The organism is Streptomyces sp. NBC_01429, from assembly GCF_036231945.1.
Classification (GTDB): domain Bacteria; phylum Actinomycetota; class Actinomycetes; order Streptomycetales; family Streptomycetaceae; genus Streptomyces.
Genome location: NZ_CP109599.1, coordinates 2,314,796 through 2,337,793 on the forward strand (window position 1 = coordinate 2,314,796; position 22,998 = coordinate 2,337,793).

Sequence of the window (22,998 nt, forward strand, 5' to 3'; positions counted from 1 at the left end):
GAGCGGTGGCGGCGCGGGTGCGACTCCCCGGTTCGGCCGTCCTCGGACGGCCGCCACGCGCGGGCCGGTCGCCGCCGGGCCCCCGCGCGGCCCGGCCCGGCGGAGTCAGAGCGCCGCCGGGACGCCCGTCAGGGCCGTCACCACCGGGTCCAGGGCCTGGTTGATCTCCTCGCCGATCGACCGGAAGAAGGTCAGGGGCGCGCCGTACGGGTCGTAGACCTCGTCCGCGTCCGCCGTGGGGGCCAGCAGCCAGCCGCGGAGGGCGGCGGCGGCGCGGACCAGGGCCTGGGCGCGTTCGACCACGCCGTCGTCCAGCGGGTCGGGCAGGGTGGCCGGGTCTATGGCGCGGACCAGCCGGGTGAACTCCTTCAGCGTGAAGGTGCGCAGCCCCGCCGAGTGGCCCATGGAGATCACCTGGGCCCGGTGGTCGCGGGTCGCGGTGAGGACGAGGTCGGCGCGGATGACGTGCTCGTCGAGCAGTTCACGGCCGACGAAGCCGGAGGCGTCCGCGCCGAAGTCGGCGAGGACGGCCTCGGCGTTGGCCTCCATCGGGGCGCCCTCGTGGCCCCAGGTGCCCGCGCTCTCCACGATCAGGCCGCCCGGGAGCCGTTCGCCGAGGCGGACGCTCAGGGCGTGCCGGTTCAGCCGCTCGGTGATGGGCGAGCGGCAGACGTTGCCGGTACTGACGTGGAGGATGCGGAAGGGAGTGCCGGTGTATGCGGTCTCCGCTATGCCACGCCCCTGCGGGGCGGTCAATTGGCCACCTCGAGGTCGGGTACCACCTTGCGCAGCTCCTCCGCGTCGAGGGCACCGGCTCGCAGCAGCACCGGGACCCGGCCGGTGACGTCGACGATCGAGGAGGGGATGTTGGCGGGCGTGGGGCCGCCGTCGAGGTAGACGGAGACGGAGTCGCCGAGCATCTCCTGCGCGGCGTCGCAGTCCTCTGGAGCCGGGTGTCCCGTCAGGTTGGCGCTGGAGACGGCCATCGGGCCGACCTCGGTGAGCAGTTCGATGGCGACGGGGTGCAGCGGCATCCGGATCGCGACGGTGCCCCGGGTGTCCCCGAGGTCCCACTGGAGGGACGGCTGGTGCTTGGCGACCAGGGTCAGGGCGCCGGGCCAGAAGGCGTCGACCAGCTCCCAGGCGTGCTCGGAGAAGTCCGTGACCAGGCCGTGCAGGGTGTTCGGGGAGCCGATGAGCACCGGAGTGGGCATGGTGCGGCCCCGGCCCTTCGCCGTCAGCAGATCGGCGACCGCCTCGGCGCTGAAGGCGTCCGCGCCGATCCCGTACACCGTGTCGGTGGGCAGCACGACCAGCTCACCGCGGCGTACGGCCGACGCGGCCTCGCGCAGACCCGTGGCACGGTCGGTCGCGTCGTTGCAGTCGTATCGCCGAGCCATTTAACGGGCCCTCCTCGTGTGTGCTGCCCGGTTCGCCGCCGGGGCGCCTTTCGCCCCTGCCCGCGGCCGACCGTGCGGAATTCGTTCGTTCGCCCCGAACCTCACGGCATCGCCTTGCGGGCGGTCGCGAAGCGGGGGCGCTTGTTCAGGTCGGGGTGGTCGGCCGCGTCCGCCCAGCCGGATTCCTCGCTGAAGATCCACGGGACCTGTCCGCCCTGGGTGTCCGCGTGCTCGATGACGACGAGACCGCCGGGGCGCAGCAGCCGGTGGGCGGTGCGCTCGATGCCGCGGATGGTGTCGAGGCCGTCCTCGCCGGAGAAGAGGGCCATCTCGGGGTCGTGGTCGCGGGCTTCGGGCGCGACGTACTCCCACTCGGTGAGCGGGATGTACGGCGGGTTGGAGATGACCAGGTCGACCTGGCCGTCCAGCTCGGGCAGGGCGCTCAGGGCGTCTCCCCGGTGCACGGTGACCCTGGATCCCTCCGCGTTCTTCCGCGTCCAGGAGAGGGCGTCCTCGGACAGCTCGACGGCGTGCACGCGCGAACGCGGCACCTCCTGCGCCATGGCGAGGGCGATCGCGCCGGATCCGGAGCACAGGTCGACGACGATCGGCTCGACGACGTCCATCGCGCGTACGGCGTCTATGGCCCATCCGACGACCGACTCGGTCTCCGGGCGGGGCACGAACACGCCGGGTCCGACCTGGAGTTCCAGATAGCGGAAGAAGGCGCGGCCGGTGATGTGCTGGAGCGGCTCGCGGGCCTCGCGGCGGGCCACGGCCTCCCAGTAACGGGCGTCGAAGTCGATGTCCTTGACCCGGTGCAGCTCGCCCCGTTTCACGCCGTGCACGTACGCGGCGAGTTCCTCGGCGTCGAAGCGCGGTGAGGGCACGCCCGCGTCGGCCAGCCGCTGGGTGGCCTGGGCCACCTCCGCGAGCAGCAGGCTGCGCCGCTGGGAGTCGCTGGGCCCCCCAGAATGTGGCTGCACGGCTGGTTCCTCCGAGTGCGAGAGTGGTTGCTGAGGAAGTTACTGCGCGGCTGCCAGCTTGGCGGCGGAGTCGGCGTCCACGCAGGCCTGGATGACGGCGTCCAGCTCTCCGTCGAGCACCTGGTCCAAGTTGTACGCCTTGAATCCGACCCGGTGGTCCGAGATCCGGTTTTCCGGGAAGTTGTACGTACGGATCTTCTCGGACCGGTCGACGGTACGGACCTGGCTGCGCCGCGCGTCGGCCGCGTTCTTCTCCGCCTCCTCCTGTGCGGCGGCGAGCAGCCGCGAGCGCAGGATACGCATGGCCTGCTCCTTGTTCTGGAGCTGGCTCTTCTCGTTCTGGCAGGAGGCCACGACGCCGGTCGGCAGGTGGGTGATGCGGACGGCCGAGTCGGTGGTGTTGACGGACTGGCCGCCGGGTCCCGAGGAGCGGTAGACGTCGATGCGCAGGTCGTTGGCGTGGATCTCGACGTCGACCTCCTCGGCCTCGGGCGTGACGAGCACGCCGGCGGCGGAGGTGTGGATGCGGCCCTGGGACTCGGTGGAGGGCACGCGCTGCACGCGGTGCACCCCGCCCTCGTACTTCAGCCGTGCCCAGACGCCCTGGCCCGGCTCGGTGGCGCCGTTGCCGCCCTTGGTCTTCACCGCGACCTGGACGTCCTTGTAGCCGCCCAGCTCGGATTCGGTGGCGTCGATGATCTCGGTCTTCCAGCCGACGCGCTCGGCGTACCGCAGGTACATGCGCAGCAGGTCGCCGGCGAAGAGCGCCGACTCGTCGCCGCCCGCGCCGGCCTTGACCTCAAGGATGACGTCCTTGTCGTCGCTGGGGTCGCGGGGCACGAGCAGCAGGCGCAGCTTCTCGGTGACCTCGTCGCGCCGCTTCTCCGACTCCTTGGCCTCGGCGAGGAAGTCGGGGTCGTCGGCGGCGAACTCGCGGGCGGTCGCGATGTCCTCGCCCAGCTGCTTCCAGGAGCGGTACGTGGAGACGATCGGCGTCAGCTCGGCGTAACGCTTGTTGAGCCTGCGCGCGTTGCCCTGGTCCGCGTGGACCGACGGGTCGGCGAGCTTCTTCTCCAGATCGGCGTGCTCGCCGATCAGTTCCTCGACCGCCTCGAACATTCGGGGGCTCCTGGTTTCGTACGTACGAAGTACTGCGAGAGTGCTGCGAAGGTGCTGCGGGACGCCAAAGCGCCGGTCCCGGCGCCCCGGCCCGTACAGGCCCTAGCGGGGCACCGGAAACCGGCGCGGAAGGCTCGCTACTTCTTGGCGGCGGCAGCGGCCTTGCCGAAGCGGGCCTCGAAGCGGGCCACGCGGCCACCGGTGTCGAGGATCTTCTGCTTGCCCGTGTAGAACGGGTGGCACTCGGAGCACAGGTCGGCGCGGATGCGGCCGCTCTCGATGGTGCTGCGGGTGACGAACGACGCGCCGCAGGTGCAGCTGACCTCGGTCTCGACGTACGTGGGGTGGATGTCGCGCTTCAAGGGGTTCTCCTAGATTCGGGAGGGCGCCGGGTCGTACGCGCGGATTGCTCGTACGTGAACCGGGGCCGACGAACCAGTCTGCCAGGACCGGCCGCATCTCCCCAAACCGGGGTGCGGCGGAAAGTATTCCGGAAGTGTTCCGGGGGCCCGGTTCGGTGCCGTCCGCTCAGCTCTTGTCACTGCCCGTGACGACGCTGTGCGCGGAGCCCTTGTCGCCGGCCGAGTTCCTGGTCGCGGAGGCGGGGATCGGCTTGTCCTGCTTGAGCGCCGTCCAGACCTGCTGGGAGGCGGCGGGCAGGGGCAGGACGCGGTTCGGGTCGGCCGGGTCGTAGCGCACGGGCAGGGTGATCATGTGGACGTCACTGGAGCCGAGGTTCTTCAGTCCGTCGGCGAAGCTGATCAGCGCGTTGACGGAGTCGAGCTGCGAGTCCGGGGTGATCGCCTTGGTGGCGGTGTCGGCGAGGTCGTAGAGCTTCTTGGGGTTGCTGAACACGCCGACGCTCCTGACCTGCTCGATCAACGCCTTGATGAACGCCTGCTGGAGCTGTATTCGCCCCAGGTCGCTGCCGTCGCCGACGCCGTGGCGGGTGCGCACCAGGCCGAGGGACTGCTCGCCGTCGAGCGTGTGGGTGCCGGGCGCGAGCGTGAGGTGGCTCTTGGGGTCGTCGATGGCCCGGCTGGTGGTGATCCTGACGCCGCCCAGTTCGTCGACGAGCTTCTTGAAGCCGGTGAAATCGACCTCGATGTAGTGGTCCATGCGGATGCCGGACATCTGCTCGACGGTCTTGACCGCGCAGGCGGGGCCCCCGACCTCGTACGCCGTGTTGAACATCGCGAGGTGCGCTCCCGCGGCCTTGCTGCCGTCGGGGGCGGTGCAGTCGGGCCGGTCGACCAGGGTGTCCCGCGGTACGGAGACGACGCTGGCCTTCTTGTGGCCCTGGTAGACGTGGACGATCATGGCCGTGTCGGAGCGGGCGGCGCCCTCGTCCTTGCCGTACGAGGAGTTCGCGCCGGCGCGGGAGTCCGAGCCGAGGACGAGGATGTCCTCGGAGCCGTTGTCGGGGTTGGCCGGGCGGTCCCTGCCCAGCTGGGAATTGATGTCGATTCCCTTGATGTTGCCGTCGAGCTTGAAGTAGACGTAGCCGAGCCCGGATCCGCCGATGAGCACCAGCCCCGCGGCCGACCAGGCCGCGACGGTCGTCGCCCGGCGTCGTTTGCCCGCCGTCATGCGTCGCTTGCCGCCGCCGCGTATTCGGCCGCTGATCCGGTCGCCCATGTCCGTCCCTCTGTCCGTCTTCGTCGTCCTTGGCCCCCGGCTGCCTCCTGCCGTGGTGACGAGGCGCGCTATGTCGCCACTTGTACAGACAGTGAAGCATCCGGAAGGGTTGCACACCATGCCGTACCGGACACCCGCGGCGGACACGCGCGGACAGCGGCGCGGTACGGGCCGCCGCCCGGCCGTCCCTGCCCCGACCTGCGGCTCGGCCGTGCCGGGCCGCTCAGCGGGCCCTCAGGCACCGGCGTGAGGGGTGTGGCGAAGGTCTCCGGGCGGTGGTCGCGCGCCGGGCATGAAAAAACCGCCCCGTCGCCGTGGCGGCGGGGCGGATTCCTCGGGTGGCGCGGTCGGCGCCGGTCAGTCGTTCCCGTTGCCCGATCCAGGGGTCGTCTTCTGGATCTGGAGCAGGAACTCGGCGTTCGACTTCGTCTTCTTCATCTTGTCGACGAGCAGCTCGATCGCCTGCTGCTGGTCGAGTGCGTGCAGCACCCGGCGCAGCTTCCAGACGACGGCCAGCTCGTCGCTGCCGAGGAGGATCTCTTCCTTACGGGTGGAGGACGCGTCCACGTCCACCGCCGGGAAGATGCGCTTGTCCGAGAGCTTCCGGTCGAGCCGCAGCTCCATGTTGCCGGTGCCCTTGAACTCCTCGAAGATGACCTCGTCCATCCGCGAACCGGTCTCGACCAGCGCGGTGGCCAGGATGGTCAGCGAACCGCCGTCCTCGATGTTGCGCGCCGCACCGAAGAAGCGCTTCGGCGGGTAGAGCGCGGTCGAGTCGACACCACCGGACAGGATGCGGCCGGAGGCGGGGGCGGCGAGGTTGTACGCGCGGCCCAGACGGGTGATCGAGTCGAGCAGGACGACCACGTCGTGGCCCAGCTCCACCAGGCGCTTGGCGCGCTCGATGGCCAGCTCGGCGACGGTGGTGTGGTCCTCGGCCGGACGGTCGAAGGTCGAGGAGATGACCTCGCCCTTGACCGACCGCTGCATGTCGGTGACCTCTTCGGGCCGCTCGTCGACGAGGACGACCATCAGGTGGCACTCGGGGCTGTTGACCGTGATCGCGTTGGCGATGGCCTGGAGGATCATGGTCTTGCCGGTCTTCGGCGGGGCCACGATCAGACCGCGCTGGCCCTTGCCGATGGGGGCGACCAGGTCGATGATGCGCGTGGTCGTCACACCCGGGTCGGTCTCCAGGCGGAGCCGGTCCTGCGGGTAGAGCGGGGTCAGCTTCTGGAACTCGGGGCGGCCCCGGCCCGAGTCCGCGGCCATGCCGTTGGCGGAGTCCAGCCGGACCAGCGCGTTGAACTTCTCGCGGCGCTCGCCGTCCTTGGGCTGGCGCACGGCGCCGGTGACGTGGTCGCCCTTGCGCAGGCCGTTCTTGCGGACCTGGGCGAGCGAGACGTACACGTCGTTGGGGCCCGGCAGATAGCCGGAGGTCCTGATGAACGCGTAGTTGTCGAGGATGTCGAGGATGCCGGCGACGGGGATCAGCACATCGTCGTCGGCCACCTGCGGCTCGCCGGGGCCGAACTCGTCGCGCCCGCGGCGTCCCCGTCGGTCGCGGTAGCGGCCGCGACGGCCGCGACGGCCGCCCGCCTCGTCGTCGAAGTCGTCCTGCGGGCCGTTGTTCGGGGCGTTCTGGCCGCTGTTCTGGCCGCCGCCGCGGTTGTCGCGCTGGCTGTCGCGGCTGTCGCGCTGCTGGCGGCCGCCGCCCTGCTGCTGGCCGCCCTGGCCGCCCTGCTGCTCATCGCCCTTGCCCCGGCGGTCGCGCTGGCGGTCCCTGCGGTCGCCGCGGTCGCGGTCGCCGCGCTGGCCGCGGTCCTGGCGGTCGCCGCGGCGGCCGTCGGTCTCGCTCTGCGCGGTGCCGGCGCCGGACGCGGAGACGGCCGTCTCGGCCTTGGCGTCGGGCTGTGCCTCGACCTTGACGTCGGCCGGCGCTTCGGCCTTGGCCTCCGTCTTGGTCTCGGGGCTGCCGGCCTGCGCGGTAGCCCTGCGACGGCGGCGCTCGCCCGTGGGCTGATCGTCGCTGGCGGGCTGGCCGGGGATGTCGATCTGCTGCTGGTCGGCGGCCTGCTCGGCCTTGCCGGCCTTCGCCTCGGCGGCGGCCGCGGCCTCGCCCGTACGGGCCTTGGAGGTCGCGCGGCGCTTGGGCTTGGTCTCGGCGCTGTCAGCGCTGTCGGCGGGCTTGGCGGCGGGCGAGGAGCCGGCCTGCGCCTCCTTGATGACCTCGATCAGCTGGCTCTTGCGCATCCGCGCCGTGCCCCTGATCCCGAGGCCGGACGCGACCTGCTGCAACTCGGCCAGGACCATGCCGTCAAGGCCGGTGCCGGAGCGGCGGCGCCGCGCGGTGGTGCCAGTGGCAGCACCTTCGGCGGGCGCGGTGGTGTCGACACTGCTGTCGGCAGTCACGCCCATCAGATCGGTGGTGTCGCTCACGAAGGGTCCTTCCCTGGAGCGGACGTCGGCCTTCTGGCTCGGCGACCGGTTGTGCTGTCCGGCTGCGGTCCCATCTTGTGGACCGTGCCGGGGCGGTGGTCCCGCCGGGTACGGCGGAGAAATCTGCGTACGTGCATACGTGCTGTCCGGATACGTGCATACGTGCCATGGGCCCGGCCCGAGGTCCCCCTGCTCGGCCCACCGTGGTGAAAAACGGGGGGTGTCGTGCCGGTTCCGGTGCGTGCTCAAAACTGCTCAGGCAGGCTGCTCAGGCAGTTGGGGAGGCTCCCGGAAGAAGGGTGGTCCCGAAGCGGGACACGAAGCACCGCGCCTCAAAGACGTCGGTTGCAGACTTGAGGTTAACACTACCGGCTCCAACAAACATTCCCCCTCTCACTCACCGGCAATCACTTGTCACTGCGAGCCGAGCGGCAGAACGCTCGTCCCCCCGGCGTCGAGGGAGAGCCGGTTCGCCGCCCATCCCTCACCCGCCAGCCGCGCGACCTTGTCGGCCGCACCGTCCTCGACCAGCGCCAGGACCGTGGGTCCCGCGCCGGAGATGACCGCCGGGACGCCGTCCGCGCGCAGCCGGTTGACCAGGGCCACGCTCTGGGGCATCGCCGGTGCCCGGTAGTCCTGGTGGAGCCGGTCCTCGGTGGCCGGCAGAAGCAGTTCGGGGCGCCTGGTCATGGCCTCCACGAGCAGGGCCGCGCGACCGGCGTTGGCCGCCGCGTCCACATGGGGGACGGTGCGCGGCAGCAGCCCGCGGGCGGTCTCCGTGAGCACCGGCTTGCCGGGGACGAAAACCACCGGAACGATGGAACCGACGGGGCTCATCCTGATCGCGCGCGCCGCTCCTCCGTCCATCCAGGCGAGGGTGAAGCCGCCGAGCAGACAGGCGGCGACGTTGTCGGGGTGTCCCTCGATCTCGGTCGCCAGCTCCAGCAGCGCCGCGTCGTCGAGCCGGGCGTCGCCGCCTATGGTCACCGCGCGAGCGGCGACGATCCCGGCGCAGATCGCGGCCGAGGAGGAGCCGAGGCCGCGCCCGTGCGGGATGCGGTTGGCGCAGACGACCTCCAGGCCGCGCGGCTGTCCGCCGAGCAGGTCGAAGGCGATGCGCAGGGACCGTACGAGCAGATGGTTCTCGTCACGGGGCAGCGTCTCGGCGCCCTCGCCCGCGATGTCGACGTGCAGCCCGGAGTCGGCGACACGGACGACCACGTCGTCGTAGAGCCCCAGCGAGAGCCCCAGGGCGTCGAACCCCGGACCCAGATTGGCGCTGGTGGCGGGGGTGCGCACCCGTACGGCGGCGGCGCGGAACGCGGGACCGGCCATCGCTTCGACGACTCTCCTTGGGCTGCGGGTTGGGTTCCCGCGCGAGGTGCGGGACATACGGAACGCCCGGAGGCGAACAGAGGCATCAACACCACGCGGCATATGCGGCGGGCGGGATTGAGTACAGCCTATCGAAGGTTGGTTGCGCCGCGACATAGGGCGCACAGGAGGCGCACGATGCGTGTCGCGGGGCCTCCTGTGCGCCTTTGTCGGTCTTGCCGTAGTTCAGGCGGTGCCGGTGTGCCGGCCGGCGGTGCCGTGGGTCAGGACGAGAGCCCGAGGCGCTCCGCCGCGACGACCGCGTCGATCGGCACGGTGACCGGCTGCGGCGCGCCCGCGACCGCCCAGTCCGGGTCCTTGAGGCCGTTGCCGGTGACGGTGCAGACGATGCGCTGGCCGGGGTCGACCTTGCCCTCTTCGGCGGCCTTGAGCAGACCGGCCACGGAGGCGGCCGAGGCGGGCTCCACGAAGACGCCCTCCTGGGAGGCCAACAGCCGGTAGGCGGAGAGGATCTGCCGGTCCGTCACCTCGTCGATGAAGCCGCCGGACTCGTCGCGGGCGGCCAGCGCGTACTGCCAGGACGCCGGGTTGCCGATCCGGATGGCGGTGGCGACGGTGTGCGGGTCCTTGACGATCTCGCCGCGCACGATGGGCGCGGAGCCGGACGCCTGGAAGCCCCACATGCGCGGCGTGCGTCCCGCCACGCCGTCGGCGGCGTATTCGGTGTAGCCCTTCCAGTACGCCGTGATGTTGCCGGCGTTGCCGACGGGCAGCACATGGATGTCGGGGGCGTCGCCGAGCGCGTCCACGATCTCGAACGCCCCGGTCTTCTGGCCCTCGATACGTACCGGGTTGACCGAATTGACCAGCGCCACCGGGTAGTTGTCGGAGAGCGAGCGGGCCAGCGTCAGGCAGTCGTCGAAGTTCCCCTCGACCTGGAGGATCTTCGCGCCGTGGACCAGCGCCTGGCCCATCTTGCCCAGCGCGATCTTGCCCTGGGGCACGAGGACCGCGCAGACCATCCCGGCGCGCACCGCGTAGGCCGCGGCCGAGGCGGAGGTGTTGCCGGTGGAGGCGCAGATGACCGCCTGGGCGCCCTCCTCCTTGGCCCGGGTGATGGCCATGGTCATGCCACGGTCCTTGAAGGATCCGGTCGGGTTGGCGCCCTCGACCTTGAGATGCACCTCACAGCCGGTCCGCTCGGAGAGCACCTGCGCGGGAACGAGCGGCGTACCGCCCTCGCGGAGCGTGACGACCGGCGTCGTGTCCGTCACCGGGAGGCGGTGCCGGTACTCCTCGATGATGCCGCGCCACTGATGGGTGCCCTCACGGGTGCCATTGCTGGTCATGGGTCCCTTACTCCCCTTCAACACGCATGATGCTGGCGACACCGCGCACGGTGTCGAGCTTGCGCAGCGCTTCGACGGTCCCCGAGAGGGCGGCGTCGCGCGCGCGGTGGGTGACGACGACGAGGGAAGCCTCGCCGTCTCCGTCCGGCCGGCCTTTCTGCCGTACGGTGTCGATCGATACGCCGTGCTCGGCGAAGACCGCCGCGACCTGGGCGAGCACGCCCGGCTTGTCGGCCACGTCGAGGCTGATGTGATAGCGCGTCACCACGTCGCCCATGGGGCTGACCGGCAGCCTGGTGTACGCGGACTCGCCGGGGCCGGTCGCCCCGGCCAGCTTGTTGCGGCAGACCGCGACGAGGTCGCCGAGGACGGCCGAGGCGGTGGGCGAGCCGCCCGCGCCGGGACCGTAGAACATCAGCTGTCCGGCCGCCGCCGCCTCGACGAAGACCGCGTTGTACGCCTCGCGCACGGAGGCCAGCGGATGGCTGAGCGGGATCATCGCCGGGTGCACGCGGGCGGTGACGGACCTGCCGTCGGCGGCGCGCTCGCAGATGGCGAGGAGCTTGACCGTGCAGCCCATGCGTTTGGCGGAGGCGAGGTCGGCCGAGGTGACCTCGGTGATGCCCTCGCGGTGGACGTCGTCCAGCCGTACCCGGGTGTGGAAGGCGATCCCGGCGAGGATCGCGGCCTTGGCGGCGGCGTCGAAGCCCTCGACGTCCGCCGTCGGGTCGGCCTCCGCGTAGCCGAGGGCGGTGGCCTCGTCGAGCGCCTCGGAGTAGCCGGCGCCCGCGGTGTCCATCCGGTCGAGGATGAAGTTGGTCGTGCCGTTGACGATGCCGAGGACGCGGTTGACGGTGTCCCCGGCGAGGGACTCGCGCAGCGGCCTGATCAGCGGGATCGCGCCCGCGACGGCCGCTTCGAAGTACAGGTCGCGGCCGTGCCGCTCGGCGGCCTCGTAGAGCGTCGTGCCGTCCTCGGCGAGCAGCGCCTTGTTGGCGGAGACGACGGAGGAGCCGTGTTCGAACGCGGTGGTGATGAGCGTACGGGCGGGCTCGACCCCGCCGATCACCTCGACCACCACGTCGATGTCACCGCGCTTGACGAGGGCGGTGGCGTCGGTGGTGATCAGCGCGGGGTCGATGCCCTCGCGCACCTTCGCGGGGCGCCTGACCGCGACCCCGGCCAGTTCGACCGGGGCCCCGATCCGCGCGGCGAGGTCGTCGGCGTGCGTCGTCATGATGCGCGCCACCTCTGAGCCGACCACACCACAGCCCAGCAGCGCCACCTTCAGCGGACGCGTACGCATCATCCGACCTACGCCTTTCATCCAACACAGCCGTTCGAGCACGAGAGGTACAGCAAGCGGTACAGGATCAGTGCGATCCAGTCTCACTCACCGGACGGGAATTCCTGTCCTTCGTCCAGATTGCGAGACATTTATTTCATTCTCCGACATCCAGTCGCAGAAGATCTTCCTCCGTCTCACGCCGGACGATCACCCGGGCCTCGCCGTCCCTGACGGCGACGACGGGCGGCCGGAGCGCGTGGTTGTAGTTGCTCGCCATCGAGCGGCAGTACGCGCCGGTGGCGGGGACGGCGATCAGATCGCCGGGCGCCAGGTCGGCGGGCAGGAACGCGTCCCGTACGACGATGTCACCGCTCTCGCAGTGCTTGCCGACGACGCGGGTGAGCATCGCCTCGGCGTCGGAGCGGCGGGAGACGAGCGCGACGCTGTACTCCGCGTCGTACAGGGCGGTACGGATGTTGTCGGACATGCCACCGTCCACACTGACATACGTACGGAGCCCTTCGAGCGGCTTGATGGTGCCGACCTCGTACAGCGTGAACGCCGTGGGCCCGACGATCGCGCGTCCCGGCTCGACGGAGATCCGGGGGGTGCTCAGCCCGGCCGACTCGCACTCGCGGGTGACGATGTCGCTGAGCGCCTTGGCGATGTCGTACGGCTCGCGCGGGTCGTCCTGCGGGGTGTAGGCGATGCCGAGGCCGCCGCCGAGGTCGATCTCGGGCAGCTCCACGCCGTGCTCGTCGCGCACTTCGGCGAGCAGCCGCACGACGCGGCGGGCGGAGACCTCGAAGCCCGCCATGTCGAAGATCTGCGAGCCGATGTGCGAGTGGATGCCGATCAGTTCCAGGCCGTCGAGCGTCAGGGCCCGCCGGACGGCCTCGGCGGCCTGCCCGCCGGCGAGCGCGATGCCGAACTTCTGGTCCTCGTGCGCCGTCGCGATGAACTCGTGCGTGTGCGCCTCGACGCCGACGGTGACCCGGATCTGGACGGGCTGGCGCTTGCCGAGGCGCTGCGCGACATGGGCGACCTGGACGATCTCCTGGAACGAGTCGAGGACGATCCGGCCGACTCCGGCGGCGACGGCGCGCTCGATCTCGTCGGCGGACTTGTTGTTCCCGTGGAAGGCGATGCGCGAGGCGGGCATCCCGGCGGCCAGCGCGGTCACCAGCTCGCCGCCCGAGCACACGTCGAGGTTGAGCCCCTCCTCGTACAGCCAGCGGACGACGGCGCGGGAGAGGAACGCCTTGCCCGCGTAGAACACGTCGGCGCCGGGGCCGAAGGCGTCCGCCCAGGCGCGGCAGCGGGCGCGGAAGTCGGCCTCGTCGAGGAAGTACGCGGGGGTGCCGAACTCCTCGGCCAGCCGGGTCACTTCGATGCCAGCGACGGTCGCCACCCCGTCCTCGTTCCGGCCGACCGTGCGCGACCAGACCTTCTCGTCGAGGACGTTGAGGTCGGCGGCGGGGGCGGTGTAGTGCCCTTCGGGCAGTACGTCTCCGTGGCGGGGGCCTGCGGGGTGTGCGGAACGGCTCATGTTCGTGGCTCTCTTGGTTGTTCAGAGGTGTTCTGGGGCGTCGATGCCGAGCAGGGACAGGCCGCCGGCCAGCACGGCCCCGGCGGCGGCGGCGAGCGCGAGCCGGGAGCGGTGGGCGGCCGAGGGTTTCTCGTCGCCGAGCGGCAGCGGACGGGCGGCCTCCTGGAAGCGCAGGAAAGCCTCCGCGGTGTGTTCGAGGTGGCGGGCGAGCCGGTCGGGCGCGCGGAGCCCGGCGGCGGCTTCGAGGACGGCGGGGTGGTCGCCGAGGGCGGTGAGGAGGCCGGTGTGCGTGGGCTCGCTCACCTCGTAGCCGGGAGTGCCGGGGGTGAGACCGAGCTGCCGCGCGCCGCGCGCGAGTGCTTGTGTGCGGGCGTGCGCGTAGCGGACCCGGAAGAGCGGGTTGCTCTCGCGCTGTACGAGCAGGTCGGGGCCGGTGTACGGACGGTCGTGCGCGGCGGGCCGCAGCAGCGCCCAGCGGGCGGCGTCGGGCCCGAGGCGGCGGAAGACGTCGGACCCGGTGTCGGAGGCGGCGCCGACGGGGGTCACGCGGAGCGTCTCGGCGGCTCCCGGCACGATCTCCGCCTCGGCGCCCTGGGCACGGAGCAGCGCGACGACGGTACGGGTCCAGAGGGCGGCGCGCTCCTCGGCTGCGGGCGCGAAGCGGGCGGCCGTACCGGCGAGGGCGTCGCCGTGGCCGTGGCGCGTGCCGTCGCGCAGGACCGTACGGACCAGCTCGGCGCGCAGCCGGTCGCGGCCGGCGGGGGCGAGGGTGAAGTTCAGGAAACCGGGGCCGGTGATCTCGACGCGCTCGATGGCCCCGTCGGCGCCGGGGGCCGTGGCGACCCGGCCGCGCAGGATCTCGGCGACCTCGCGGGGCGGCCGGCCGGCCGGGCCGGCCAGGCGCAGCGCGATGCTGGTGGCGTAGTCCCCGCTGCCGCCGGGGCGCGGCCGCTCGATCATGATCCGGTCGGGCACGGGCCCGGGCAGGGCGTCGTCCGCGACGGCGCGGCACACGGCGTGCCGCACGGTTCGGGAGAGTTCTGCGGGGGTCACGGGACAAGCGTATGGGAGGGGGGTGGGCTCTTGGCGAACCCGTTTCGCGATGCGGGCAGCTCCGGGCGGTCGGCTCCGGGTGCGTCCGGGCCGGCTGGGGGCGGTCAGCTCAGGGCGGATCCGGCCCACCCGGCGCCGTATCTGTCGTCGCGCGCCGGCGGCGCCTCCTGGTGGGTCAGCCGCCGTACGAGTCTGACCAGCTCCGACGGTTCGAAGGGCTTGGCGAGGAAGGCGTTCGCCCCGGCGGTGAGGCCCTCCTCCATCTCGTACTGCGTGCAGGCGCTGATTATCGCGATGGGCAGCAGGCGGGTGCGCGGGTCGGCGCGCAGCCGGGCGGCGGTGCGCACCCCGTCGAGCCGGGGCATCACCATGTCGAGGGTGATGGCGTCGGGCCGCACGTCGTGCACCACGTCCAGGCATTCGGCACCGTCGGCCGCGGTCACGACCTCGAACCCCTCCAGCTCAAGGTTGACCCTGATCAGCTGCCGGATGACTCTGTTGTCGTCGACAACGAGCACCCGGCCGGACGCCCCGGACACCCTTCGAGAGTAGGTCCGATCGCGGCGCCGCGTCCGGGTTTTGCCCACTTCCACCCGGCGCGGACGGCGCGTGTGCGCCCCGGGCATAGTCTCTGCGGATGGAGCAGAACGAAGTTGTCCTCAGGGCCATCGGGATCCTGACGCAGTCGGCGGAGTGGGTGAGGACGGCCGGCTCGGAGAACCCGGAGGCGGCGGGGGCCGCCGAGGGCGCCGGGGCGGCCGGAGATCCGGAGCCGGACGTCACGCCGGGCGCCGGTCAGATCGGCTCGCTGCTCGCCGAGGTCTTCCCCTCGTTCACGGTCTCCCCCGAGGCGACCCCGCTGGAGGCGGCGCACGCGGTGACCGAGGCGGCGCTGCCCGCCGTGATGCGGCTGATCGGCGCGTTCTCGTACATCTACGCGGAGCTGGCGCGGGTCCATGACAGCGGGCGTACGGACATCACGTCGGAGGAGTTGCTGCGGGAGCTGGCGCTGCGGATGTCACGGCCGGGCGACGGGGCCTGATCCGGCCGGCGAGGAGGACCCCCGCCGACGCGAGGGCGGCGGTGAACGCGAAGGTCCACAGCAGGGCGGCGCGGGTGGTGGCGCCGTGGTGGTGGGCGAGGGCGAGCGCGGCGCCGCCGAGACCGGCGACGAGCGCGGTGGCGAGGGTCTGGGCGAGCTGAAGGGCGCCGCTGATCTCGCCCTGCCGGCCGGGTGGCGCCTGCTCCAGGGTCTCCGTGGTGGACGCGTTGAAGGCGATCCCCATGCCGGCGCCGCCGATCGCCCAGCCCAGCACGGCGATCCAGGCGGGTACGGAGCCGGCCAGCACCGCCGTCGCCGTCACGGCCACCCCGCCGAGCAGCAGCGCGAAGCCGAGCGTCACACCGGTGGTGCGGCCCCCGGGGTTCCCGGTGTCGCGCCGCGCCTGGAGCAGTGAGCCGAGCACCCAGGTGATCGCGCCCGCCGAGAGGCCGAGCCCGGCGGCCGTGGGGCTCAGCCCGCGCAGCTCCTGGAGGCCGAGCGGCAGGAACGCCTCGCTCCCGAAGTAGACCCCGCAGAGCAGCCCGCGGAGCGCGATGCCCGCGCCGAGCCCCGGCCGGGCGGTGAGGGTGCCGCGGGGGGTGACGCGGCGCAGGGCGGGCACGGCGAGGGCGATCCCGGCCGCCGAGAGCACGGCGAGGAGTACGGCGTCACGCAGCAGCAGCGCCTGGAGGAGCAGTCCCGTACCGGCGGTGAGGAGGACGGCGCTGGCCAACGGCCCTTTCCACCAGGGGATTTCGGCGGTCCCGGGGGTCCCGGCGGTTCCGGCGGTCCTTGCCGGCTCTCCCGCGTCCCGTACCCGCACCCGGCCCACGGCCGGCAGGGTCAGGGCGGCGGCGACGGCGACCAGCGGCAGCATCAGCAGGAACACCCCGCGCCAGCCGACCCGGTCGGCGAGGGTACCGGCGACGACGGGGCCGGCCAGGGACGGAATCGTCCACGCGGAGGAGAGCAGCGCGAACATCCGGGCCCGCAGCCGCTCCGGGTAGGCGAGGCCGATCACCGTGTACGCCATGGCCATGATGGCGCCGACGCCCAGCCCCTGCGCGACCCTGCCGAGGAGGAACAGCGGCCAGGAGCCGGCGGTCCCGGCCAGCGCGCAGCCCGCGGCGAAGAGCAGCATGCCCAGGGCGAGCGGCCGGGCGGGCCCCGAGCGGTCGGCGGCGCGGCCCGCCAGCACGGTGGCGACGATATTGGCGAGCATCAGCGCGGACAGCCCCCAGCCGTACGCGCCCAGGCCGTCGAGGCGCCGGGCGATGTCGGGCAGGACGGTGGCCACCCCGAGCGACTCGAAGGCGACCATGCCGACGGCGAGGATCACCCCGAGGGTGAGGGCGCGGTGGGGCGGCTCGAAGACGCCCCCGGCGGGGGCGGGCGGATCGGCATGCGGGGACATGGCGGGCGGCTCCTTCTCGAATTATGTTCCGTTCCAGAACGGAACGATTCGAGAATACCTATACTTCGGGCATGGTCAACACGCGGGACTCCGCCACGGCACGCACGGGCCGACCCCGGGACGGGCGGATCGACGCCTCCGTACCCGTGGCGGTGCTGGAGATCCTTGAGGAGTCGGGCTACGCGCGGCTCACGCTGGAGGCGGTCGCGGCGCGCGCCGGTACGAGCAAACCGGCACTGCGCCGGCGGTGGCGCTCCCGGCAGCATCTGGTCGTCGAGGCGCTGGCGACCACGATCGGGACCTCCCCGACCCCCGACACCGGCTGTACGCACTGCGATCTGATCGCCGGGATCAACACCCTCGGCCAGGCGTTCGCCGCGCCCGCCCTGCGGCACACCCTGTCCGGGCTCGTCGCCGATCTCGCGGACGACCCCGAGCTGGCGGCCACGTTCCTGGACACGTTCTTCGCCCCCCGGCGGGCCTCGACGGCCGAGGCGCTGCGGCGCGGGATCGCGCGCGGCGACATCGCGCCGGACGCCGACATCGACCTGCTGCTCGACATGCTGGCCTCGACGACGTACTACCGGGCGCTGTTCGGACATCTGCCGGTGACGGAGGGGCTGGCCGAGGACGTGGTGCGGGTGGTGCTGTCCGGGGTGGGCACCGAGCGGTGGCGGGCCCGGTGGGCGGCGCGGGACACGCACGAGGACTGACGGGGGCGGGGCGTACGGGGGGCGGGTGCGGGCCTACGCGCCCGGGTCCGGGGCCGTGCCCGGGTCCGGGTCCGGACCCGCTCCCGCTTTCGCGCCCTTCGGCTGTACGGCGGCGAGGTAGGCGTAGATGGCGTCGCGGTTGCGGGCGAGGCACTCGACGCGCTGATGGATCCGCTCGGCCTCGTCGCGCAGCAGCGCGGCGGTCTCGGGGGTCAGGCACTCCGGGTGGAGATGGATCTGGTCCGGCCTGTTCAGGAAGGGCAGGATCCGGCGGATGATCTCGGTGGTGAGGCCGGAGTCGAGCAGACCGCGGATCTGCTGGACGCGGTGGACCGCCGCGTCGTCGTAGGCGCGGTAGCCGTTCCCGGCGCGCCCGGGGTGGAGCAGGTCCTGCTCCTCGTAGTAGCGCAGCATGCGGGTGGGGACGCCGGTGCGGCGGGACAGTTCACCGATGCGCACGGACTCCGCTCCCTGTTCGGCCGGGCTTGCCTTCACACTGATGTGAAGGTTTCACCATGGTCGCATGTCCACCGCATCGACCGACAGCGGCACACCCCTGTCCGCTCGGCCCGCGGCCCGGCCGCGAGGGCTGCCCCTGCCGGGGCTGCTGGCCCTGTTCACGGCCGCGTTCACCGCCGTCATGACCGAACTGCTCCCCGCCGGGCTGCTGCCCGGGATGAGCCGGAGTCTCCAGGTGTCCGAGGGGCGGGTGGGGTTCCTGGTGACGGGCTACGCCGCCGCCTCGTTCCTCGCCGCGATCCCGCTGACGGCGGCGCTGCGCGGGGTGCGGCGGCGTCCGGTGCTCATCGGGGCGCTGGCCGGTTTCGCGCTGTGCAACGCCGTGACCGCTCTCTCGTCCGCGTACTGGCCGACGTTCGGGGCGCGGCTGCTGGCCGGGGTGATGGGCGGCACGATGTGGGCGATGCTCGCGGGGTACGCGGCGCGGATGGTCCCGGCGGAGCGGCGGGGGCGGGCCATCGCGATCGTGCTGGCCGGGATCACCGTCGCGCTCTCGCTCGGCATTCCGGCGGGCACGGCGCTGGCGTCGCTGGCCGGGTGGCGGGCGGCGTTCGGGACGGTGGCGGTGCTGGCGGGGCTGCTGGTGCTGTGGGTGGCCCGGCAGGTCCCGGACTTCCCGGGCGAACCGGCAGCCGAGCGGGTGCCGTTGCACCGGATCGCCGCCGTACCGGGCATCGGGGCGGTGCTGGCCACCACGCTGCTGCTGCTCCTGGGGCACCAGACGATGTACACGTACATGGCGCCCTTCTCCGCACACGCGGGCTTCGGCCGTACGGGGCTGGTCCTGCTGGTCTTCGGCGCCGCCACGGTGGCCGGGATCTGGCTCACCGGCGCCCTCGTCGACCGGCGTCCACGCGCCGCACTGCTGGGCGCGCTGACCGCCATCGCGGCGGCGCAGCTCGCGCTGGGCCTCTTCGGCGCGCACCCGGCGGTGCTACTGACCGCCGTCGCGGCCTGGGGCGTCGCCTTCGGCGGGGCACCGACCCTGATCCAGACGGCCCTGGTCCGGATCTCGGGCCCGTCCCGCGCGGACGTGGCGACGGCGATGCAGACGACGGTCTACAACGGCGGCATCGCCGCGGGCTCCCTGGCGGGCGGCCTGGTCCTGGAATCCACCGGCGCCGGCGCCCTCCCCTGGACGGCGCTGCCACTGATCGCGGCGGCGCTGGCGGTGGTCTGGACGGCGCGGCGGCACGCGTATCCGGGGCGCTGAGGGGGGGGCGACGGGGCGTCAGCCGCCCCGCAGCCGCTCGGCGACCGCGCGCCGCAGCCGGGCCGCCGTCGCGGCGCCGTCCTCGGGCCGTACGTCCAGCACGCCGTGCTCCGTCATGAGCGCGTGGTACTGCTGCCGCGCGTAGGGAACGCCGGGCGGCAGGCCGGCGATGTGCCAGTGCGGATGGGCGTTGCCCTCGGCGCTGCCGAGGGAGAGGAGGTACGTGCGCTCGGGCGCCACCACGTCCTCGACGGCCAGCGCCACCGTGCGTACGAGCAGCGTCAGCCGGGTGTACGCGGCCTCGTCCAGGTCGCGGACGACATGCTCGACATGGGCCTTCGGCGCGACGAGGACCTTCCCGGGGAGGGTGGGATACCGGTCGAGGAAGGCCACGTGGGCGTCGTCCTCGTACACCGTCTCGTGCGCGTACGCCGGGTCCCCCGCGACGAAGGAGCACACGAAGCAGGGCCCGCCGCGCGCCCGTTGCTCGTACGTGCCCAGATCCATGGGCCGCCGGTGGGTCGAGTGCCGCTGTTCCTCGCGGGCGCGCCGCGAGATCTCGCGCGTGGACTGGATCTCCTCCTCGGTGATCGGGCCGTGTTCGGCCTCGGCCGCTTCGATGAGTTCCTTCGGATTGTCCCGCTCACGCTGCCGTGCGACAGCGGCTGCTTCGTACGCCGAGAGTCCGGATGAACCGCCGCGTGACCGGGCGGCCTCGGCGACAGCCCTCGGCATGGTGATCGAATACTTGTGGGTGGGCTCGCTCATGCCGCGGATCCTGCCGGACGCGTCCCACCCGTGGAGCCGCGTTTCGCCGCAGGGCGTACGCGAACACCCCACGCGCTCACTCCCCCGCCGCCCGCCCCGGCAGCGCACCGATCGCCGCCAGCGGGATCGCCGCCAGGACCAGCCACACCGCCGCGCCCGGCAGCCCCGTGTCCGTCAGTGCGCCCGTGGCCGCGCTGCCCGCCAGGACGATCAGGCCGGATACGGAGGAGAGCGCGCCCGTGTAGAGGCCGAGGCGGCCGGGGGCGGCCAGGTCGGGGAGCCAGGCTCGGGCGGCGGGGGCGATGAGCATCTGGCCGATGGCGAGCAGGGCCACGAAGCCGGCCGCCGGGAGCAGGCCCGGCGCGCCGGTGCGCCCGGCCGGGAGCGTGGCGGCCACGAGCGCGAAGCCCGCCGACAGGAACAGCAGCCCGGTGGCCATGGAACGGCGCAGGCCGAGGCGGTCGGCCGCCCAGCTGGTGAGGGGGAGCTGGGTGGTGACGACGAGCAGCGAGGAGAGCGCGAACAGCCAGGCCAGCGGCGCCTGGGAGCCCGCCGCGCGCTCCACCTCGGCCGGGAGGGCGAGATAGAGCTGGTTGTACACCAGCAGATACGTCCCGTACACCGCGCACAGCGCGAGGAAGGGCCGGTTGCCGAGCATGCGCCGTATCCCGCCCCGCCCGCTCACCCGGGGCCGGCCGGGGATGTGCTGGGGCAGCAGCCACGCGTGCCCGGCCAGGACGAGGACGAAGATGGCCGCCCCGGCGAGGCAGACCGTACGGAAGTCCACCGCCAGCAGCAGCGCGCCCAGCAGCGGCCCCACGAACGCGCCCGCCTGCCCGGCCGCCGTGAAGAGCGCGAGGACGCCGGTGCGCGGTCCGCCGCCCGCGTCCGCGCGGGCCACCGCCTGGCGGGTGACCTCGGACTCCACGGCGGGCGAGAACAGCGCCGCCGCGAAGCCGATCAGCAGGACGGCGCCGATGACCGGCCCCGTACGGTCCGCGTACCCGAGCCACACGAACCCGGCGATCCGCAGCGCGCACCCCGTCAGCACCACGGGCCGTACGCCGTACCGGTCGGTCAGCGCGCCGCCGACCAGGAACAGCCCCTGCTGGCTGAACGTACGCAGCCCCAGGACCAGGCCGACCAGCCAGCCGGCCAGGCCGATCCCGGCGCCGAGGTGATCGGCCAGGAACGGCAGTACGGCGAAGAAGCCCACGTTGAAGGCGAATTGGGTCAGGATCAGCAGCCGCAGCAGCGGGGACAGTTCACTCCACATCCCTGTCCCTGAGCGCGGCCACCGCCGGGCGCTTTCGGCGTGGCCGTCGGGCGCCGCCGGGCGTTCGGTCATCCGGCGCTCCTCGGGGCCGCCGTCCCGCGGGCGGGCGCGGACGGTTCCGGCCGCCGTGCGGGCCACCGGCCCCGTCCCCGTATCCGTATCCGTATCCGTATTCCGCCCGCCGCCGACACCGCCAGCGCGCCCAGCAGCGCCAGTACGGCGGCCGGGGCCAGCACCGCCCAGGGCGCGCGTTCCGCGTAGGGGAGGTTCTCGGCGAGCAGCAGGCCCCACTCGGGCGACGGCGGCTGCGCGCCCAGGCCCAGGAAGCCGAGGGAGGCCAGCGCGAGCGCCACGGCGGGCAGCCGCAGCAGCGCGTGCCGGGTGACGGGCGGGACGACGGCGGGCAGCAGCTCGTACCGCAGCAGATGCAGCGGGCCCGCGCCGAGCGCGCGGGTGGCGCTGAGATGTGTGGTGGCGCGCTCCTGCGTCAGCAGCGCGGCCGCGTGCGCGGCCAGCGGCGCCCAGGCGACGGCGGCGACCGCAAGCGCCGGGGTGTAAGGGCCGCTGCCAGCGACCCCGGCGACGAGGAGTCCGGCGAGCACGGGCGGTACGGCGTTCACGGTGTCCACGGCCGCGCCCGACACCCTCGGCACCAGCCCCAGCAGCACCCCGATCAGCAGCGCGGCGGCGCTCACCGCGACCGCCACCGCGAGCGTGGTGAGCGCTCCGTGCCCGACCCGCGCCAGCACGTCGCGGCCGAGCGCGTCCGTGCCGAAGGGGTGCGCCCAGGACGGCGGGCGCAGCCGGGCGGCGGTGTCCAGTGCCAGCGGATCGCGGAAGAGCCCCGCAGCTACGACGCCGAGCAGCGGCACCCCGTACACGAAGGGCAGTACGGAGCGGGCCGGCGGTCCGGCCCGGTGCGGCGAGGTGAGCGCGCCGTCGCGCAGGACGGGCCCCAGCAGCAGCCGGGCCACTCCCCTGGTGGCACCTCCGGCGACGGCGGCGAGCAGCAGGAGTGCCAGCGTGCCCGCCTGGAGCACCGGCAGGTCCTGGGCGATGGCCGCCTGGAGGGTGAGCCGGCCGAGTCCGGGGATGTCGAAGATCTGCTCCACGGCGACCGATCCGCCGGTGAGGCCGACGACGAACAGCCCGAGGTTCGGCAGCAGTCCGGGGAAGCAGCGCCGCAGCGCCTGCCGGACGATGCGGCGCCCGGGCAGGCCGCGCGCGCTCGCGGCCAGCGCCCACGGTTCGGCGAACGCGCCGGGCAGCGAGTCGTCGAGCAGCCGGCCGAGCAGCGCGCCGGCGGGCACGCCGAGCGCGAGCGCGGGCAGGACGAGCCACTGGGGCCCGTACCAGCCGAGCGCGGGCAGCCAGCCCAGCTGTACGCCGACGACGGTGGCCAGCACGGACGCCGTCAGGAACTCGGGGAGCGAGGCGAGCATCGCGGCCACCCCGCCCGCGCGGGGCCCGGCCGGCCGCCCCGCCGCCCCGCGCCGCAGCGTGCGGGCGCACACCGGCGCGGCCGTCGCGAGCGCCGCGACCATCGCCACGCCCATGAGCAGCAGCGACACACCGAGGGCCTGGACGACGGAGGGCAGTACGGCGCTCCCGGAGATCCAGGAGTGGCCGGCGTCGCCGTGGGCCAGGTCGCCGAGCCACTGCCCGAGCAACCGCAGCGGCCCGGCGCCGAGGCCGAGTTGGTCCCGTACCGCCGCCAGCGCCTCGGGGGTGGGGTCGCGGTCGGCGGAGCGCGCCTTGAGGACGGTCAGCGCGGGATCGGTGCGCGAGAGCCAGGGCAGCAGGCCGATGGCGCACAGCAGCCCGCCCGCGAGCACGGAGCGCCACAGGGCCGTCAGGCCCGGCCGGGATATGCGGGCCCGGGAGGTACGGGACATGG

Annotated in this window: 21 protein-coding genes and 1 pseudogene; 3 read left to right on the forward strand and 19 right to left on the reverse strand. The window is 73.1% G+C overall.

From position 1 onward, the window contains the following. Window positions 1–105: 105 nt before the first annotated feature. The 13 genes from OG627_RS09580 to OG627_RS09640 all read right to left on the reverse strand — a co-directional run bounded on the left by OG627_RS09580 (window position 106) and on the right by OG627_RS09640 (window position 14,782). Window positions 106–756: an arsenate reductase/protein-tyrosine-phosphatase family protein gene (locus OG627_RS09580; RefSeq protein ID WP_329063386.1), complete on the reverse strand. Its 651-nt coding sequence runs from the start codon at window positions 754–756 to the stop codon at window positions 106–108. Continuing rightward, window positions 753–1,400, reverse strand: a complete 648-nt coding sequence (locus tag OG627_RS09585) for an L-threonylcarbamoyladenylate synthase (protein ID WP_329063387.1) — start codon at window positions 1,398–1,400, stop codon at window positions 753–755. The genes OG627_RS09580 and OG627_RS09585 overlap by 4 nt, the downstream gene beginning before the upstream one ends. Window positions 1,401–1,501: 101 nt before the next feature. Then, entirely contained in the window at window positions 1,502–2,386 is an 885-nt protein-coding gene (gene prmC, locus OG627_RS09590) for a peptide chain release factor N(5)-glutamine methyltransferase (protein ID WP_329063388.1), read from the reverse strand. A 39-nt stretch (window positions 2,387–2,425) separates the two neighbouring features. Then, window positions 2,426–3,505 (reverse strand): peptide chain release factor 1, encoded by a 1,080-nt coding sequence (gene prfA / locus OG627_RS09595; RefSeq protein WP_329063390.1) that lies wholly within the window; start codon window positions 3,503–3,505, stop codon window positions 2,426–2,428. Between the two features lie 137 nt (window positions 3,506–3,642). Beyond that, window positions 3,643–3,867 (reverse strand): 50S ribosomal protein L31, encoded by a 225-nt coding sequence (rpmE, locus tag OG627_RS09600; RefSeq protein ID WP_114623205.1) that lies wholly within the window; start codon window positions 3,865–3,867, stop codon window positions 3,643–3,645. Between the two features lie 166 nt (window positions 3,868–4,033). Then, window positions 4,034–5,143 (reverse strand): LCP family protein, encoded by a 1,110-nt coding sequence (locus OG627_RS09605; protein ID WP_329063395.1) that lies wholly within the window; start codon window positions 5,141–5,143, stop codon window positions 4,034–4,036. A 357-nt stretch (window positions 5,144–5,500) separates the two neighbouring features. Beyond that, window positions 5,501–7,582 carry a transcription termination factor Rho gene (gene rho, locus OG627_RS09610; RefSeq protein WP_329063397.1) on the reverse strand — a complete coding sequence of 694 codons (2,082 nt, stop codon included), beginning with the start codon at window positions 7,580–7,582 and terminating at the stop codon, window positions 5,501–5,503. A 414-nt stretch (window positions 7,583–7,996) separates the two neighbouring features. Then, complete coding sequence (gene thrB, locus OG627_RS09615) at window positions 7,997–8,917, reverse strand: homoserine kinase (RefSeq protein WP_329063399.1); 921 nt, start codon at window positions 8,915–8,917, stop codon at window positions 7,997–7,999. A gap of 263 nt (window positions 8,918–9,180) precedes the next feature. Next, window positions 9,181–10,266 carry a threonine synthase gene (gene thrC, locus OG627_RS09620; protein WP_329063401.1) on the reverse strand — a complete coding sequence of 362 codons (1,086 nt, stop codon included), beginning with the start codon at window positions 10,264–10,266 and terminating at the stop codon, window positions 9,181–9,183. A 7-nt stretch (window positions 10,267–10,273) separates the two neighbouring features. After that, on the reverse strand, window positions 10,274–11,575 hold the full coding sequence (locus tag OG627_RS09625) for a homoserine dehydrogenase (RefSeq protein WP_329063403.1): 1,302 nt from the start codon (window positions 11,573–11,575) through the stop codon (window positions 10,274–10,276). Window positions 11,576–11,708: 133 nt separating this feature from the next. After that, window positions 11,709–13,103, reverse strand: coding sequence for a diaminopimelate decarboxylase (lysA, locus tag OG627_RS09630; RefSeq protein ID WP_329063405.1), 1,395 nt, complete (start codon window positions 13,101–13,103; stop codon window positions 11,709–11,711). Window positions 13,104–13,124: 21 nt separating this feature from the next. After that, window positions 13,125–14,156: an ArgS-related anticodon-binding protein NrtL gene (nrtL, locus tag OG627_RS09635; protein ID WP_329063407.1), complete on the reverse strand. Its 1,032-nt coding sequence runs from the start codon at window positions 14,154–14,156 to the stop codon at window positions 13,125–13,127. A gap of 104 nt (window positions 14,157–14,260) precedes the next feature. Next, on the reverse strand, window positions 14,261–14,782 hold the full coding sequence (locus OG627_RS09640) for a response regulator (RefSeq protein WP_329063409.1): 522 nt from the start codon (window positions 14,780–14,782) through the stop codon (window positions 14,261–14,263). A gap of 11 nt (window positions 14,783–14,793) precedes the next feature. Here OG627_RS09640 and OG627_RS09645 point away from each other — a divergent pair, with 11 nt between their 5' ends. Further along, the gene (locus tag OG627_RS09645) at window positions 14,794–15,198 is read left to right on the forward strand and encodes a hypothetical protein (RefSeq protein ID WP_329063411.1); all 405 of its coding nucleotides are present in this window, start codon (window positions 14,794–14,796) and stop codon (window positions 15,196–15,198) included. Here the strand turns inward: OG627_RS09645 and OG627_RS09650 are convergent. Further along, window positions 15,134–16,612, reverse strand: coding sequence for an MFS transporter (locus OG627_RS09650; RefSeq protein ID WP_329063414.1), 1,479 nt, complete (start codon window positions 16,610–16,612; stop codon window positions 15,134–15,136). The genes OG627_RS09645 and OG627_RS09650 overlap by 65 nt on opposite strands. A gap of 71 nt (window positions 16,613–16,683) precedes the next feature. Between OG627_RS09650 and OG627_RS09655 the strand changes: the two genes are divergently transcribed. After that, on the forward strand, window positions 16,684–17,325 hold the full coding sequence (locus tag OG627_RS09655) for a TetR/AcrR family transcriptional regulator (RefSeq protein WP_329063416.1): 642 nt from the start codon (window positions 16,684–16,686) through the stop codon (window positions 17,323–17,325). Window positions 17,326–17,358: 33 nt separating this feature from the next. On the opposite strand, the gene OG627_RS09660 is transcribed toward OG627_RS09655, so the two are convergent. Continuing rightward, window positions 17,359–17,784, reverse strand: a complete 426-nt coding sequence (locus tag OG627_RS09660) for a MerR family transcriptional regulator (RefSeq protein WP_329063418.1) — start codon at window positions 17,782–17,784, stop codon at window positions 17,359–17,361. 64 nt (window positions 17,785–17,848) lie between these two features. On the opposite strand from OG627_RS09660, the gene OG627_RS09665 reads away from it, so the two are divergent. After that, window positions 17,849–19,057 carry an MFS transporter gene (locus OG627_RS09665; protein WP_329063420.1) on the forward strand — a complete coding sequence of 403 codons (1,209 nt, stop codon included), beginning with the start codon at window positions 17,849–17,851 and terminating at the stop codon, window positions 19,055–19,057. A gap of 18 nt (window positions 19,058–19,075) precedes the next feature. Here OG627_RS09665 and OG627_RS09670 read toward each other — a convergent pair whose 3' ends face one another. The 4 genes and pseudogenes from OG627_RS09670 to OG627_RS09685 all read right to left on the reverse strand — a co-directional run bounded on the left by OG627_RS09670 (window position 19,076) and on the right by OG627_RS09685 (window position 22,996). After that, window positions 19,076–19,564 carry an HIT family protein gene (locus OG627_RS09670; protein ID WP_329072531.1) on the reverse strand — a complete coding sequence of 163 codons (489 nt, stop codon included), beginning with the start codon at window positions 19,562–19,564 and terminating at the stop codon, window positions 19,076–19,078. A gap of 21 nt (window positions 19,565–19,585) precedes the next feature. Continuing rightward, window positions 19,586–19,825: pseudogene (locus tag OG627_RS09675) on the reverse strand (CopG family transcriptional regulator); the annotation flags it as partial. A 76-nt stretch (window positions 19,826–19,901) separates the two neighbouring features. Further along, window positions 19,902–21,173 (reverse strand): MDR family MFS transporter, encoded by a 1,272-nt coding sequence (locus tag OG627_RS09680; protein ID WP_443073439.1) that lies wholly within the window; start codon window positions 21,171–21,173, stop codon window positions 19,902–19,904. Continuing rightward, window positions 21,170–22,996, reverse strand: coding sequence for an ABC transporter permease subunit (locus OG627_RS09685; protein ID WP_329063422.1), 1,827 nt, complete (start codon window positions 22,994–22,996; stop codon window positions 21,170–21,172). The genes OG627_RS09680 and OG627_RS09685 overlap by 4 nt, the downstream gene beginning before the upstream one ends. Window positions 22,997–22,998: the final 2 nt, after the last annotated feature.